Origin of the sequence: Sedimentitalea todarodis, assembly GCF_032595355.1 — a bacterium.
Classification (GTDB): Bacteria; Pseudomonadota; Alphaproteobacteria; order Rhodobacterales; family Rhodobacteraceae; genus Sedimentitalea; species Sedimentitalea todarodis.
The window spans coordinates 1-13960 of record NZ_JASMWN010000002.1 but is presented as its reverse complement, the minus strand read 5'-3'; the positions used below and the strand labels follow the sequence as shown (position 1 = coordinate 13960).

General features: G+C 55.1%; 10 protein-coding genes, 1 tRNA gene and 1 pseudogene. 4 read left to right on the top strand and 8 right to left on the bottom strand.

The genetic code is table 11. The annotated features are described in order from the left end of the window. Nucleotides 1-141: 141 nt before the first annotated feature. Complete coding sequence (gene putA / locus QO231_RS02740; RefSeq protein ID WP_316773109.1) at nt 142-3549, bottom strand: bifunctional proline dehydrogenase/L-glutamate gamma-semialdehyde dehydrogenase PutA; 3408 nt, start codon at nt 3547-3549, stop codon at nt 142-144. 105 nt (nt 3550-3654) lie between these two features. Between putA and QO231_RS02735 the strand changes: the two genes are divergently transcribed. The 4 genes from QO231_RS02735 to QO231_RS02720 all read left to right on the top strand — a co-directional run bounded on the left by QO231_RS02735 (nt 3655) and on the right by QO231_RS02720 (nt 7278). Then, on the top strand, nt 3655-4137 hold the full coding sequence (locus tag QO231_RS02735; protein WP_316773107.1) for an Lrp/AsnC family transcriptional regulator: 483 nt from the start codon (nt 3655-3657) through the stop codon (nt 4135-4137). A 200-nt stretch (nt 4138-4337) separates the two neighbouring features. After that, a tRNA-Leu gene (locus QO231_RS02730) sits at nt 4338-4424 on the top strand. A 299-nt stretch (nt 4425-4723) separates the two neighbouring features. Further along, nucleotides 4724-6451: an ORC-CDC6 family AAA ATPase gene (locus QO231_RS02725; protein ID WP_316773105.1), complete on the top strand. Its 1728-nt coding sequence runs from the start codon at nt 4724-4726 to the stop codon at nt 6449-6451. Beyond that, on the top strand, nt 6448-7278 hold the full coding sequence (locus tag QO231_RS02720) for a hypothetical protein (RefSeq protein WP_316773103.1): 831 nt from the start codon (nt 6448-6450) through the stop codon (nt 7276-7278). Before QO231_RS02725 ends, QO231_RS02720 begins: the two co-directional genes overlap by 4 nt. Nucleotides 7279-8124: 846 nt before the next feature. Here the strand turns inward: QO231_RS02720 and QO231_RS02715 are convergent. From QO231_RS02715 to QO231_RS02685, 7 genes and pseudogenes are all read right to left on the bottom strand, one after another. After that, a complete protein-coding gene (locus QO231_RS02715) occupies nt 8125-10491 on the bottom strand; it encodes a phage NrS-1 polymerase family protein (RefSeq protein ID WP_316773101.1) in 2367 nt (788 codons plus the stop codon). Further along, a complete protein-coding gene (locus QO231_RS02710) occupies nt 10488-10766 on the bottom strand; it encodes a hypothetical protein (protein ID WP_316773099.1) in 279 nt (92 codons plus the stop codon). The genes QO231_RS02715 and QO231_RS02710 overlap by 4 nt, the downstream gene beginning before the upstream one ends. Nucleotides 10767-10853: 87 nt before the next feature. After that, a complete protein-coding gene (locus tag QO231_RS02705) occupies nt 10854-11042 on the bottom strand; it encodes a helix-turn-helix transcriptional regulator (RefSeq protein ID WP_316773097.1) in 189 nt (62 codons plus the stop codon). Between the two features lie 88 nt (nt 11043-11130). Next, a complete protein-coding gene (locus tag QO231_RS02700; RefSeq protein WP_316773094.1) occupies nt 11131-11823 on the bottom strand; it encodes a hypothetical protein in 693 nt (230 codons plus the stop codon). Further along, nucleotides 11820-12986, bottom strand: a complete 1167-nt coding sequence (locus QO231_RS02695; RefSeq protein ID WP_316773092.1) for a tyrosine-type recombinase/integrase — start codon at nt 12984-12986, stop codon at nt 11820-11822. The genes QO231_RS02700 and QO231_RS02695 overlap by 4 nt, the downstream gene beginning before the upstream one ends. A 279-nt stretch (nt 12987-13265) precedes the next feature. Next, entirely contained in the window at nt 13266-13820 is a 555-nt protein-coding gene (locus tag QO231_RS02690) for a DEAD/DEAH box helicase (RefSeq protein WP_316773089.1), read from the bottom strand. A 20-nt stretch (nt 13821-13840) separates the two neighbouring features. Beyond that, nucleotides 13841-13960, bottom strand: a pseudogene (locus QO231_RS02685) (transposase domain-containing protein); the annotation flags it as partial.

Here is a 13960-nt window from a genome sequence, read left to right as displayed (position 1 = left end):
ATTGGAGTTTCAGACGCTCGGGATGGAGCAGCTCAAGGTTACCACCTTGGCTCGCCTTGTTTCTCGGGGTTCTGGTGGCAATGAGTGTGGGCCTGCCGATCAACCGATGTGACCGACAGGCCTTGCTTTCGGGCCTCGCTTTCAGGCGTTGCCGCCGAGGAGCGCGGCGTTGCCGCCCGCTGCCGTTGTGTCGACACAGACGTGGCGTTCGCCCATCACCCGCGCGATGTCGGGTTTGCCGGGGATCAGCGGAATGATCGGTCCGTCGCGGCGGGCCAGCGCCTGTTCGATAGCGCGCGCGGTATCGGCATCGCCCCACCACAGCACACCTCCAATTCCGATCTGGCCGGAGAGCGCGCCGGGATCGATGCGCCCGTCGCAGCGGATCGCCACACCCCCAAGGTCCTGCACGGCGCGCATCTGTGCATCCGCTGCCTCGGCACCCGGACCCATGCACAGCAACGGATCACGCGGCAGCATGCTGAGCCGGTTGGACTCGCCGGTGGGACCGGGAAGGATACGGGCGGGCGGCTGCGTCTTGCCACCGGCGGGGGCGGGCAGCTTGCCAGCGGGTCTGTCCCAATCGGAGGGCGCCTGCTGCCGGTCGGGCGCGCAGAAACGGGGCATGTAGTTTGGACCGCCCGCTTTTGGGCCGGTGCCAGAGAGGCCTTCGCCGCCAAAGGGCTGGCTGCCGACGATGGCGCCGATCTGGTTGCGGTTGACATAGATGTTGCCCGCATGAACGGCTTCGGTCACATGCTGTACCCTGTCGTCGATACGCGTATGCAGCCCGAAGGTGAGGCCATAGCCGGTGGCGTTGATGTCCGCGATCACCTGGTCCAGATCGCGTGAGCGGAAGCGGACGACGTGCAGCACCGGGCCAAAAATCTCGCGTTCCAGATCGCCGATGCTGCTGATCGAGATCATCGTTGGCGCGACAAAGGTGCCGCCAGCAGGAGGACGCAGTTCCTTGATCACGCGGCCGTCGTTGCGCGCGGCGTCGACATGGGCGTTGATCCCCTTGAGCGCGAGATCGTCGATGACCGGCCCCGAGTCAGTGGAGAGCAACCAGGGATCACCGATCGACAGTGCATCCATCGCACCCTTGAGCATCGCCAGCAGATCGTCAGCCACGTCTTCCTGCACATATAGACAGCGCAGGGCAGAGCAGCGCTGGCCCGCCGACTGAAAGGCGCTTTCGACAATCGCCTGAACCGCCTGTTCGGGCAGCGCGGTGCTGTCCACGATCATGGCGTTCAACCCGCCTGTTTCCGCGATCAGGGGCGCGCCGGGAGCAAGATTGTCGGCCATCGCAGTACGGATTTTCATCGCGGTTGCGGTCGAGCCGGTAAAGGCAACGCCGTCCACTCGGGCGTCCGAGGTGAGCGCCGCGCCGACCATGCCGGCACCGGGGAGCAATTGCAGCGCGGTGGCCGGTACGCCTGCCTTGTGCAGCAGGGTGACGGCGAAATGGGCAATCAGCGGGGTCTGCTCTGCCGGTTTGGCGAGCACGGCATTGCCTGTGGCGAGAGCGGCGGCGATCTGGCCGGTGAAGATGGCCAGTGGAAAGTTCCACGGGCTGATGCAGGTGAATGTGCCTGCGGGGGCCGCATCGGGGATATTCTCAGCATAGTAACGCAGGAAATCGACCGCTTCGCGCAGTTCGGCAACTCCGTCGAGCAGGGATTTCCCGGCTTCGCGCGTGAGCAGCGCAAAGATCTCGCCGAAATTTGCCTCGTAGAGGTCAGCGGCGGCATTGAGTATCGCGGTGCGGTCGGCGGCCGGGGCGGCCCAGGGCTGTGCATTGGTCAGCGCGGTTTCGATATCCGCAGCGCTGGACGGGGCGACGGTGCCGGTCTGGGTGCCGTTGGCGGGGTTGGTCACCGGTTGCGCCGCTTCGGGGGCAGTGGGGCCCGCCAACAATGGGCCGGATGCCCAACTGTGGGTCTTGAACGGGCCGCGTGCCTCGTCGATCATAGCCAATGTCGGCGCGTGTGTCAGGTCAAAGCCGCGAGAGTTCGGGCGTTCCGGTTGGTAGATTTCGATCCCGGTCGGCAATGGCGGTGCGTCGATATTGATCTGCTCGAACGGATCGGCCGCGACAGTTTCCGGCGGCACGTTTTCATCCACAATCTGGTTCACGAACGAGCTGTTTGCCCCGTTTTCCAGCAGGCGACGGACCAGATAGGCCAAGAGATCGCGGTGGGCGCCGACGGGCGCGTAAATGCGGCAGCGGGTGGCGTTCTGGGTCTTGACGATCTGGTGCAGGGTTTCGCCCATCCCGTGCAGGCGCTGGAATTCATAGGTCTTGGCGTCAGTCGCCATATGCAGGATCGACGCGACCGTATGCGCGTTATGGGTGGCAAATTGCGGATAGATCCGGTCGGTCATGTTCAGCAGTTTGCGGGCGTTGGCGATGTAAGAGACATCGGTGATCGGCTTGCGGGTAAAGACCGGAAAGGCGGACATGCCGTCCACTTGCGCGCGCTTCACCTCGGTGTCCCAATAGGCCCCCTTGACCAGACGCACCATGATGCGGCGATCATGGCGGTTGGCCATGTCATAGAGCGCGTCGATGACGCTGCTGGCGCGCGGGCCATAGGCCTGCACAACGACGCCGAAGCCGTCCCATCCGGCAAGCGCCGGTTCGCTCAGCACAAGGTCGATGACGTCAAGCGACAGGGCGAGGCGGTTGGCCTCTTCGGCGTCGACGTTCAGCCCCATGCCGGCGGATTTCGCGAGCAGCGCCAGAGAGCGCAGGCGCGGCACCAGATCGGACATCACGCGCGCCTCCTGTGCAACCTCGTAACGGGGATGCAGGGCGGACAGCTTGACCGAAATGCCGGGATTTTCACGGATGTCATCCGAATTGCATGCGGTGGCGATGGCCGAAATCGCGCGCGAATAGCTGAGATGATAGCGGGCGGCATCGGCCTCGGTGCGCGCGGCTTCGCCCAGCATGTCATAGCTGTAGGTGTAGCCTTTGGCTTCCATCCCGGCGGCGCGTTTCATCGCCGAGTTGATGTTCTCGCCGAGCACGAACTGGCGGCCCATTTCCTTCATGGCGCGGGTGGTTGCGGTGCGGATCACAGGCTCGCCGAGCCGCTTGACGGCGCTGCGCAGGGCGCGCACCGGGCTGGGCGCGTCGTCATCCAGAACTTTCCCGGTCAGCATCAATGCCCAGGTCGAAGCATTGACCAGCGAAGAAGAGGAGTGGCCGAGGTGCTTGCCCCAATCGCTGGGCGCGATCTTGTCCTCGATCAGAGCGTCAATGGTATCCGCATCCGGCACGCGCAGCAGAGCTTCGGCCAGACACATGAGGGCGATGCCTTCGTCGGTGGACAGGCCATATTCGGCGAGAAACACCTCCATCAGCCCCGGTGCGGTGCTGGCGCGGATGTTGCGCACAAGGTCGGCACCAGAGGCGCAGATCGCGGCGCGATCGGCCTCGGTCAGCCCGGCGCTTTCGACCAGGCGGGCGATGACGGCGGTTTCATCCGCGAATTTCTCGGCATCAATTCGGTGACGAAGTGTAGGTGTTGCGTTCATGTCTGGCCTCCGGGCTATTCGGGCAATATACACAGAATAATGCGGGTGTTTGTCCCGATTTTTCGCAAATGGCGGGTCAATGGCCCAAAGAACTGGTGATTGGCAATGCAAAACGACTGGCCGGGTCTCGACCGATATGACCGCAGAATCCTCGAGGTGCTGTCAGAGGACGGTCGTATCAGCATAGCAGACCTCGCACGGCGAATTGGGTTGAGCAAGTCGCCGACACAGACACGGCTGCGGCGGCTGGAGACTGATGGGGTGATCACAGGGTATCGCGCGTTGATTGATCCGATCCGACTGGGGCTGGATCACGTGGCCTTCGTCGAGGTCCGCCTGCACGATACACGCGAAGCGGCACTGGCGGCGTTCAACGCGGCTGTGGCCAAGATCGGCGAGATCGAGCAGGTGCATCTGATCGCAGGGAAATTTGACTATCTGATGAAGATCAGGACCCGGTCGATGACGGAATACCGGATTGTTCTGGCCGAGAAAATCTCGACCCTGCCGCATGTGGCAGGCACATCGACCTATGTGGCGATGCAGGCAGTCAAGGAAGATGCGGCACTGGCACCGATTTACCCCTAACCGCGCGAGGGTCGTTGAGGTGCCGGATTTGTTGCAGTAACAAGAGCGCCAGTGCGGGCGTGATGGAATGGTAGACATACCAGACTTAAAATCCTTGAGTCTGTGCGGTAAAACGCATACGGAACAAGGCGTTGCGACTAAGAGGCTGTTTTCAGGCCCGATATAGGCCCGGAACTGAAAATTTAAGAACAACGCCAGATGCGGGCGTGATGGAATGGTAGACATACCAGACTTAAAATCTGTTGGGCCTTGTGCCCGTGTGGGTTCGACTCCCACCGCCCGCACCAATTTATTTACCTAAGTTAAATAAATACAGTAGGTTATGCTGCAGTCTACAATTCATGTCCACCCCACCATCCCCCCATGGCGTTGCGTTAGAGTCGTGCGTAACCGCGATCAGAATTGGTCGGCAGGCGGCAAGCTGACTTTAGCTGCTGTTGCGACCTAGCCAGCCGCCGGATGGAAAGAGGACCCAAACAACGGACACTCTAGTCGTTGCACGTTGTCGGATAAAGCTGCATTGTTGCCACCTGAAGCAATACACTGATAATCGGATCAAATTCGGATCACACTAGAAAGCACGGCAATGACAACAACCGGCCTTAACGACGAACCGAATGAATTGCAGCCTTATGAAGAAAACTTCGTAGAGCAAGCTGAGTATATTGAAAGAGACCGGTTCCTCGCGCTCGCTGCTGAGCATCCCTATGAGGCCAGTATCCTCCGGAAGCTTAAAGGCGGCGGCGCAAAACTACTCATAGGCCCTAGGGGATGCGGCAAAAGCACATTGATGAGGAAAGCTTTCTATCAGATTCTTGAAAGCGAGAATGACTCGGCCCTTCCAGTCTACGTGAATTTCAAATTGGCGCTCAAACTCGAACCTTTTTACGTTAACGGCCCCAATGCATCTTATTGGTTCAGGGCTTGGTTGGTGCTGAAAGTGATCGCAGCGATTTGGGGCACCAAGGAACAGTTAGCCAGTCTATCATTTCCGGCAAATTTCCCCTCTAAGGCTAAGCTGTCGAAGTTGATTGATTCTCTCGAAGCGAGTCGAGCGGATGGAGACTTAGTTGACGAATTCACGATCAGCTACCTTATTGAACTAGTAGATGACTTAGCTATTGAAAATAACTTAAGCCGAGTGGTCATCCTAATTGATGACGCCGCGCACTCATTTTCAGAAAAACAGCAAGAGGATTTTTTCGACTTTTTTAGGGCGATAAAGTCTCGCCTTATATCTCCAAAAGCTGCGGTATACCCTGGCATTACGTCTCATTCTGCCAGTTTCCACGTAGGGCACGACGCTGAGCAGATCGATGCTTGGGTAAGGCCTTCTGGAGTTGAATACGAAGATTTCATGGTTTCACTCGCAGAAAAGCGATTTTTGGATACAGGGCTTAACTTTGTAAGTGATAACGAAGAAGATATAAGATTTCTAGCTTACGCATCTTTCGGCATCCCAAGAGGCTTTCTGGGGATGCTTCGATCTATCTACAATTCACAAGAGTCCTATACAACGTCAGACGGTTCTTTGAATAAGAACAAAATTTTACGGCTGTCTCGCACAGGTCGAGACATGTCACACGCTGTTTTTGATTCCTTGACCTCCAAACTTCCCTCTTACACAAGTTATGTCCAGAATGGATCAAAAATATATCAGGCGATCCTCACCCAAATTAAGGAATACAATAAGGGTAAAGAACTTGAAAGACAGGGCTTCCAATTTGCAGTTAAGTCGCCAGTCGATTCCGACCTCGACAAGGTATTTGGTTTCCTACAATACTCCGGACTTATCATGCCGTCGGGGTCAATACTTAAAGGCGAAAAAGGCTCATTTCAGCATTATCAAGTCCATCTTGGTGATATCACAGCCGAGAATATCATTGTCGGCAGAAGAACAAAATCCATATCCTCATTTTTGACCGTCATCCGTGCTACGAAACATCAGGCGTGGCCTCGTCTTACTAACGCTTCGATCCTTGAGGGAGCGGATGTAGACAGAAATGATTTTGTACTTTCTCTACCCTTGTGCCATGTTTGCGCCACACCAAGAAGCAATCCAGAAGCAAGGTTTTGCTCTAATTGCGGAGCACAACTGAAGCCATCTTCAACATACGAAGCGCTTGTTCAACAGAACATTTCCGCCCTTCCGATCTCCAAGCGAATGGAAAAGAGGATCAAAGAAAACTCCAACATTCGCAAAGTCCGTGACATCCTAATTGACGCTAATAAGGAGACACTTCTAGGTATTCCATATGTAGGGAAAATAAGAGCCCAAATAATTGTTGGTCATGCTGAAGAGCATGTTTCATGACTCTTTCGATATTGGACTATGTGAATGCCTCACCGTCTTCGAGCAGCATCGGGTCAGTGGACGCTTTCCTACAAGAGATCCGATCTCCCAGCCCAATAGACGCTTATGTCAAGCACTCGCGCAGTTTACTCGAATATGGAACGCCGCATAGGCTGTCTCAGAATCCGCACTTAGGCGGATTGTTGTTGCTAGGCTCGGTTTCTGCGGCGGAAGCGTATTTTCGATCCATCCTCTCGGCAACGCTAGAGACCTGCCCAATATCTAGGCAGGTTGCAGCGGAAAAACAGATCAATCTTGGAGGGGTTCTCTGGCACGGCTATTCAGAATTTAGGAGAAGCGCTTTTGAACACTTATCCTTCAGCTCCAAAGATGAAATTGCCAAGGCCTCTAAGGGATACTTGCGTTTTGCACTGAAGGATTCCGTTTTTGAGGGCCCGCTTGGGGAATATGACATTGTTTGTCATTTGCGGCACGGAATTGTCCATAATGGAGGAATCCTACCGGGTCGGAATGCCGTTAAGATTCAGGCGAAGCGATATAGCGAGCCAGTAAGGATCGCGGTTAATTTTGCATTGCTACAGCGAACAGTGGAAGCTGTAGATACGCTGGTACTCACGTTCAACCGAGAGCTCTTTGGCGAGATGTGTAGACGCTGGGCCATTGACTGGCGGCAGCGAGAAGACTGGGATGCATCGGCGGAAAACAAAGCATTCAACATTCTTTGGGATACATTCGTTTGTAAAGAACTCAACAAAACTAGACCAGGACGTTCGAAGATGTCACGTGGTCGGTGTCTTACTCAAATCAAGGACACTTATAACCTCTGATTGACTTCCCATAGCTTCAGGGACGCTGACCTGCCATCAGATTTTCCCCCTCTTGGAACCAGAGCCCGGCCCAACGAAGCGACCGGCAAAGAAGCGACTGAGGTACGGCGGAGAGCAGATAATTGGCATTCTGGCTGAATGTGACTCTGGTGTGAGGTGCGAGGGCCCCTTGCCGCAAATATGGGATGTCAGAACATACCTCTTATGCTTGGAAAGAATAGTGCGGTGGCGTGACGGTTTCCGATGATAGACGGCTCAAATGACTAGAGGACGAGAGTGTATGACTGAAGAAGCTGCTCGTTGAACAGATATTCGATGTTCAGCGATGAAAGGAATGGACTAGACTTTAACTCTAAATGCAGTGAAAGCCCGTTTTCGTCCGCATTCCCATTGTTCGTTCAGCCCTAGATTTCGCTCATGCCGCGCACGGCCGCATCACAGCAGTAAAACAGGTAGACGGATGTTGGCTTCGGGCCGATTTCGTTGCAAAACTTCCCATTCGGCGGAAAGCGGATAAGTCGGCAGAACAACATTCCGTGGAGCGGCTATTTCGCAGATTATTTCTGCCAAACGGGTATTTTCAGGAGCGATGTCCCAAATATTCGAGGCAAATTTCTGATTGAAGAGCTTTTTTTTACCGAAATCGGCCGAGCGCTGTCATCCGCCACGCCGGGCGAGATCGTTAGCTTTGGGTCCTCCCACAGCGTGACCGGGCGAGGGTAACGCGCGACCACACTGGAATTCTAGCGGCTGAAAATTCTAGCTAATTTCACAACGCAGGATGACAAAACTGACAATACTCTTGAGATGGATGGGTTTTGTCAATTTTGTCACTTGGGTCGTCTCTCATTCTTCCTGATAGACGTAGGGGTTTACGACAAAGCGTTTGGACGGACGGCCAACTTGAGAGTTTGTCTGTGACACGGTTTCACGTACGGCATCGACAGCCTTCAGCTCTTTGATCTGTGCTTCAAGTTCGCGTGCGCTGGAAATCCGGTTGCCCAAAGTTCGCTGTAACTTGCGCTGTGTGAACTCCGTCCAGCCGCGCTGTTTGATTATATTGAGAAGTCTTACGGCGTTGGATATCTCTTTGGTTGCACCAAATGCGGAATAGCAGCGCTGGGCCATTGGTATGATATAGCGTTCGGCGAGCGCTATTGAGGAGACAACATCATCACTGCTGACAATATCCGGTTCGGTCATGCTGTTATCATTTGCCCAACGAATGTACCCTCTTAGTAGGGAAAAGGTCGCGGTCAGTCCTGGTAGCTTGCCAAGAAAGGGCACCAGTGCTCCGGAAGCGTCGGCTTCCAACTGGATTAACCGTTCGCGGAAGGCGTGGAACTCCTTGCGCGCGGTGGCATCGAAGGCACGAGTGATCGGAATGGAATCTCCAGCTTCGTCTGTGTACATTTCTAACCCACACAAGCGTTCAAATACCTTCACCGCCAAAGTATCTGAATAGCCCTCCAGGTGATCTTCGAGGGGAACGGAATCGGGCCACACAGGGATGAATCTCGCCAACAACCCATCGTCATCACCATCAATCAGGAGCGACTTCAGCTTGTCAGGCTGAATTCCACCTAATACGTTGATAAGCAGCCTGGGAATAGTAACGGTATCGCGGCCAACACGTTCGACCGAATAGGATCGTCCGCCGTTTGCTTCCAGCCAGAAAGGCCGGTCACTGCTGTTGCTGTAGCGAACCATACCCAGCAGCCAGCCGGAGAGCTCATCGCGAAACTGCAAGATACCCTTTGGCTGCGCTGCACAAATCGTTGCTAATTTCTCTATCGTGCAATCCGATACCATCAAACGGGGCATGTGGGGTTCTGGCGCTATGGTCATGGCTTTGGGTTTTTCAGGGGGCGTTTCATTTTTGGCAAATGCCAATCTTACCGTTTTTTTCCATCCGTCTTCCGCCATGTCCGCTAGTGCCTTCTTCGACTTCCACTCTGCAAACTCGCTTTCAGCCTTCTTTCGGATCGGATTTTCGACCACGCGTAGTGGGTCGATTACCGCATCCAGTGCTGGGCTTTTACCCGATGAAGGGTTGCCGATGCACATGGGCCAGATAGATACTGCTTGTGACCAGGACGGCTTGGGGCTGACCTTGCGGGCATTGCCAATGAGCGAAGCCGAAACGCTCAGGAATGCGAAGAATACATAGTCTGGCGGCGCGCTCTTAGCCTTTGCGGCATCATCGATCCACTGCGCGAGGGCAGGGGGTAGAAACGCCGCCAATTCAAGCATTGGGGCTGGCAACAGGTCTGCTTGTGTGAAGGCTGACGGTAAAGGCTCCCAACCGTTCTGGGTTTCGTCAGCCGATTGTCCGTTTCCGCCAACGGAATAGACTTCTTCGCACAGACGTGCTGCGTTTTGGATTGTATCGCGCCGATAGTCTGCGCGCTTCTCGTATTTCTCGCGCATCAGTGCGCTGCGTCGGAACAGTTGGTCCATGCGGGGCATGTCCTTGCCGGTCCAGAACGCCAGGTGCGCCATGAGTGCCGCATCAGCCGACGAGTGGTCAAAGTCACCCTTGCCGTCGAACGCGGGATAGAGGCGCCCGAGGATGTCCGCCTTGGCATCCCATAGATCACGCACGGTCGCCTTGAGCCCGAACGCTGCCCCGGCACCACCACTCGCAGCGAACATCCTTTCAATCAACTTTTCATCAGTCCAGTTGCCTGTGTAGCGGTCATCCACACCTCGGGGAAGTTCCCCACGATGTTTGCGCGCAGGAACCAATTTCAGGAGCTGGTCGGTCCAGTCTTGGTCCGGTCTGGCTTCGCCACCAATGGGTGCCCATCCGGCTCCACCAAAAGCGACAAACCGGCCGTCCGTATAAAATTCAAGCCACCCATCCCACTTGTTCCTTCTATCAGCGAGACGCGACGGATCGCAGCGCCCCATGATATGTAGACCCTTGCCGGACTGCGAGACCTCGCCCCACGCACCATTGAACGATGTGAATATAGCCGTGGCTTTGGCGGTCCAGTTGCCCGCGTCGTCCCGACACTTGTCCATGTCCAGAAAAAACAGACCGTCCTCGGCACGGACGTCGAAAGCCACACCGTATTGTGACGTCGATGCTGTCGCAAAGTCCGTATGGTTCGCAGGGGCGTGAGCGTTGCATATGGTTCCATCCGCACGACAGGGCACCTTGCGCCCATCGACTATGCGCCAGTTCAGAAAGCGTGGGGGAAGGTTCATGTGAAATCCCCCATAGCCTTTGAAAGGGCGCCATTGCGTTGCAGACTGAGACCGAGGTGGATCGCCTCATCCGGTAGAAGCAGGAAGCCGCGCCGTGCTTCGCCATCGGCGGCCACAAATCCAACGAGGGTCGCGACTTTTCCGGGTCTGACCACGACCTTGGATGGCGTATCTCTCCACGTCGTGTCTGACCATTCTGCTTCGAATTCGGGTCCGAAGACCAATTTGAAGACATGATGGCACCGTCGCCCAGGGGCGTTGTTTTGTTCGCTCATTAAGAGCCTCCGATTTTGTTGTGATTTCAGATATTGATGCGCGGCATTCGTTGACTCAGAAACGGCTGCGCAGAGTCTGGCAGACCGTCAGGTCGTGCCACTGGTGGCGAGTTTCTCATCAAAAGCAGTAAGGTCGGCTTCACGCCAAAGAATGCGGTGACCGATCTTTACAGGGCGAGGGAATGCGACCGTTTGACATACTTGCCAGCGATACAGAGTGGAGCGGCTGATTTGGAAACGCTCTTGAACTTGGGTTGCTGCTAGATAACGTGTCATGCTGTGATCTCCTGTATTGGGTGATCTCAGGATGTCACAGGATGCCTTGCTCGCCACGGACGGGTTTTTATCATTTTATTGCAGTATTTTATCTCTTCGATCGGACTGCCTTGTCAGCTTCAATAAGACGTCGGTAGAGTATCTTGCGGGCGTTTGAATCTGTCCCCACCTCAACTAGTATGAAGTCGAAGACAAACTTCTCGAAGGCACTGATCGGCTCGCAACCTTCTGGGATAGAGGAGGGACGAGTATGCCGGATTTTTATATTCATCCCTGAAACTTTGAAAGCCTCACGAATTTCGTATGCGGCCATTGCCTCTGAAGACGGCAAATGCATGGTCATATCCTGCGGGCTATTGCGCAAGTAACTCAGGAAGATTCTCGTTCGTTGTGGGATCGATTTCTCGACGTCTACCGACGATGTCGTATGTCCTAGAATTTGTAACAGTACTTCCTCCAATTCCTTGTTTGCCCCGAACAAGTCTGGGTTTTCTAGAATTTCCTGATCGGGCAGGTCCTTGATCATACTGAAGATCAGTTGGGTCTGGTCTTTTAGGTCTTCTAGTGTGACTCGTTGCGACTTTTCGAGCGTGCTTCGGGCCATCAGATCAAGAGCTTCGACTATCTTTGACTTTGCCATTTCGGAAAAGACCAATGTGGTCTCGGTATCCGTTTCCTGATTCGCCAAATCCTCGTAGTGCTGCCAGTCAATACGCTCTCGCTCCGGGTGTCTTCGATCAGCGAGACTCGCGATTGCCATGTACTTCGACTGTGCGCTCATGCTGGCACCACAAAGTCTGCCCATCGCTGCATCAGTTTCCGTCGCTGCTCCAGAAAATCCGTCCTTTTGTAGGACCGTTCCACCTTGCCGCCCGTACTATGTGCAAGACACTCTTCAGCGATCTCCCAAGGTGCTTCTGCAGCCTCTGAACACCATGTTCGAAAGCTGGAGCGGAAACCATGTGGCCGTGCCTCCATACCGCGTCTTTCCATCAGTCGAGACATTGTGGCATCCGATATTACACCCTTGCGAACGCTGGGAAACAGGTACCCGTCCCTTTCGTGGGAGCGCGCCTTGTTGATCACAGCCATTGCCTGGCGGGACAGCGGTACACGAAAGTCTGACCCGGAGTTGCGTTTTCCCTTCATCTCGTCGGCAGGCACAATCCAGACATCATCGTGAATCTGTTCTTCTCGCAAAAAGCGCAAGGGACCGGACCTTGTACCAATCGTCAGGATCAGAAGGCGAAGCGCAAGATTAGTAACGGTGTCCTGATCTAGCGATGCATAGAAAGCAGGAACTTCCTGCCAAGGTAAAAACGGAATATGGGTGACCTTGTGACGTTGGGCTCCCAACAAGGCGCGGGCCTTGGCCGGGGCTTGCAGATCCACGTGCAGACCGAGTGCCGCGCCGTGTTGCAGGCAGACCGACAGACGCTCCATAGCCTTCCGCGCTGTTGCGGCCTTGCTATGCCAGATCGGCAAAAGGGTGTTTCTGACATCTATTTGATCGATCTCCGCCACGGGAACCTTGCCCAGTTTCGGCAGGACGTGCAGCTCCAAAGGCGAAAACCAGCGCCCGGCTTTCCCTTCGCCCTTGAGTTCGGCTTTGCGGGTTTCGAAGCAATCGCGAGCCACATCGCTCAGAATGTGCATACTGCGCTCGGCAAGGCGGCGCTGTCTTTCGCGTTCCTTAATCGGATCCTTGCCGTCACGGGCTACTGCCCGCCATTTTTCGGCTTCAATTCGGACCTGCTTTAACGGAGTGTTGGTGGCAGAACCCAACCCCATCTCACGCCGCCTCCCGTGAACAGTCACGCGCAAAACCCACTGCCCGCCACCATCGGTTCGTCGATGAAGCCAGAGACCACCGCCATCGGAGTGTTTTCCTAGTGGCGCAAACTTTACGAAAGCCGCAGATAACTTGTTCAATGCTCTCGTCATTCCGTCCCCCTTAGCGTCCCCCTCAGGATGTGGTATAGTATGGAGCAGAATGCAACAGCGTGGAGTGGGAGGTTGAGCGTAAGCTATTGAAGTATATTAAATTTGATACATGGTGAAGCGTGATGATTTAAGCCTTCAATGCGCACCGCCCGCACCAAATTATCATTTAATTTGAGATAGTTACTCAAAACCTATTGCGTAGGACATTAGCTTTGTGTCCCGGGATCAAATGTGAGATACGCTATTTGGTCGCTACCTTGGCGTGATCTGGTGCATTGTCTACGAGAGCACCATAGTGGAGCGGTCTGTTGCTTCATTTTCAGGAAGGCGATTGTACGCAAGCAACTCACACATTTCTGCCTGTGACAATTGTGACACCGATGCGTCTGCTCCTTCATCGCCAAGCAATCCACGTGCCAGTGCGGACTTGCGTTCCAGTGCGATCACGACGGCTTCCTCAATGGTGTCGGCAGCGAGTAACCTCATATAGGTGACGGGTTCAGTCTGTCCGATGCGATGGTTGCAATCCTGACTTTGCGCATAGTGGTCGTAGCGCCAAGACAACGACTCGTAAATTGTGAAGCTGGCGGCGGTGAAGGTGAAACCAGTGCCAGCAACGGCTGGGTTCGCAATCAGAACCCGCGTTTCTGCGTCTTCTTGAAAACGCCGCGCTATTTCCTGACGTTCATCATTCGGGGTCGCTCCGTAGATAGCAACTGCGCCAGGAATACGGACCAAGAGACTTTCAATGGTTCGAATGTAGTTCGACCATAGTATCACTTTCCGACCTGGTACCGACAGAATGTCTCCTATCAAGGCCGAATAAGTCAACACCAGTCAGACCGGACGGATACGGAGATGCGGGCGATGACGTCGGCGAGCCAGGCCTGCGGATCGATACCGTTCAGTTTGGCCGTGCCGATCAGGGAATACATGGCGGCGGCGCGCTGCCCGCCACGCTCGGACCCGGCGAA

Excerpts from the sequence above, each read along its gene's own strand:
- putA (WP_316773109.1), bottom strand. The coding sequence starts at position 3,549 with ATGAACGCAACACCTACACTTCGTCACCGAATTGATGCCGAGAAATTC.
- QO231_RS02735 (WP_316773107.1), top strand. The coding sequence starts at position 3,655 with ATGCAAAACGACTGGCCGGGTCTCGACCGATATGACCGCAGAATCCTC.
- QO231_RS02725 (WP_316773105.1), top strand. The coding sequence starts at position 4,724 with ATGACAACAACCGGCCTTAACGACGAACCGAATGAATTGCAGCCTTAT.
- QO231_RS02720 (WP_316773103.1), top strand. The coding sequence starts at position 6,448 with ATGACTCTTTCGATATTGGACTATGTGAATGCCTCACCGTCTTCGAGC.
- QO231_RS02715 (WP_316773101.1), bottom strand. The coding sequence starts at position 10,491 with ATGAACCTTCCCCCACGCTTTCTGAACTGGCGCATAGTCGATGGGCGC.
- QO231_RS02710 (WP_316773099.1), bottom strand. The coding sequence starts at position 10,766 with ATGAGCGAACAAAACAACGCCCCTGGGCGACGGTGCCATCATGTCTTC.
- QO231_RS02705 (WP_316773097.1), bottom strand. The coding sequence starts at position 11,042 with ATGACACGTTATCTAGCAGCAACCCAAGTTCAAGAGCGTTTCCAAATC.
- QO231_RS02700 (WP_316773094.1), bottom strand. The coding sequence starts at position 11,823 with ATGAGCGCACAGTCGAAGTACATGGCAATCGCGAGTCTCGCTGATCGA.
- QO231_RS02695 (WP_316773092.1), bottom strand. The coding sequence starts at position 12,986 with ATGACGAGAGCATTGAACAAGTTATCTGCGGCTTTCGTAAAGTTTGCG.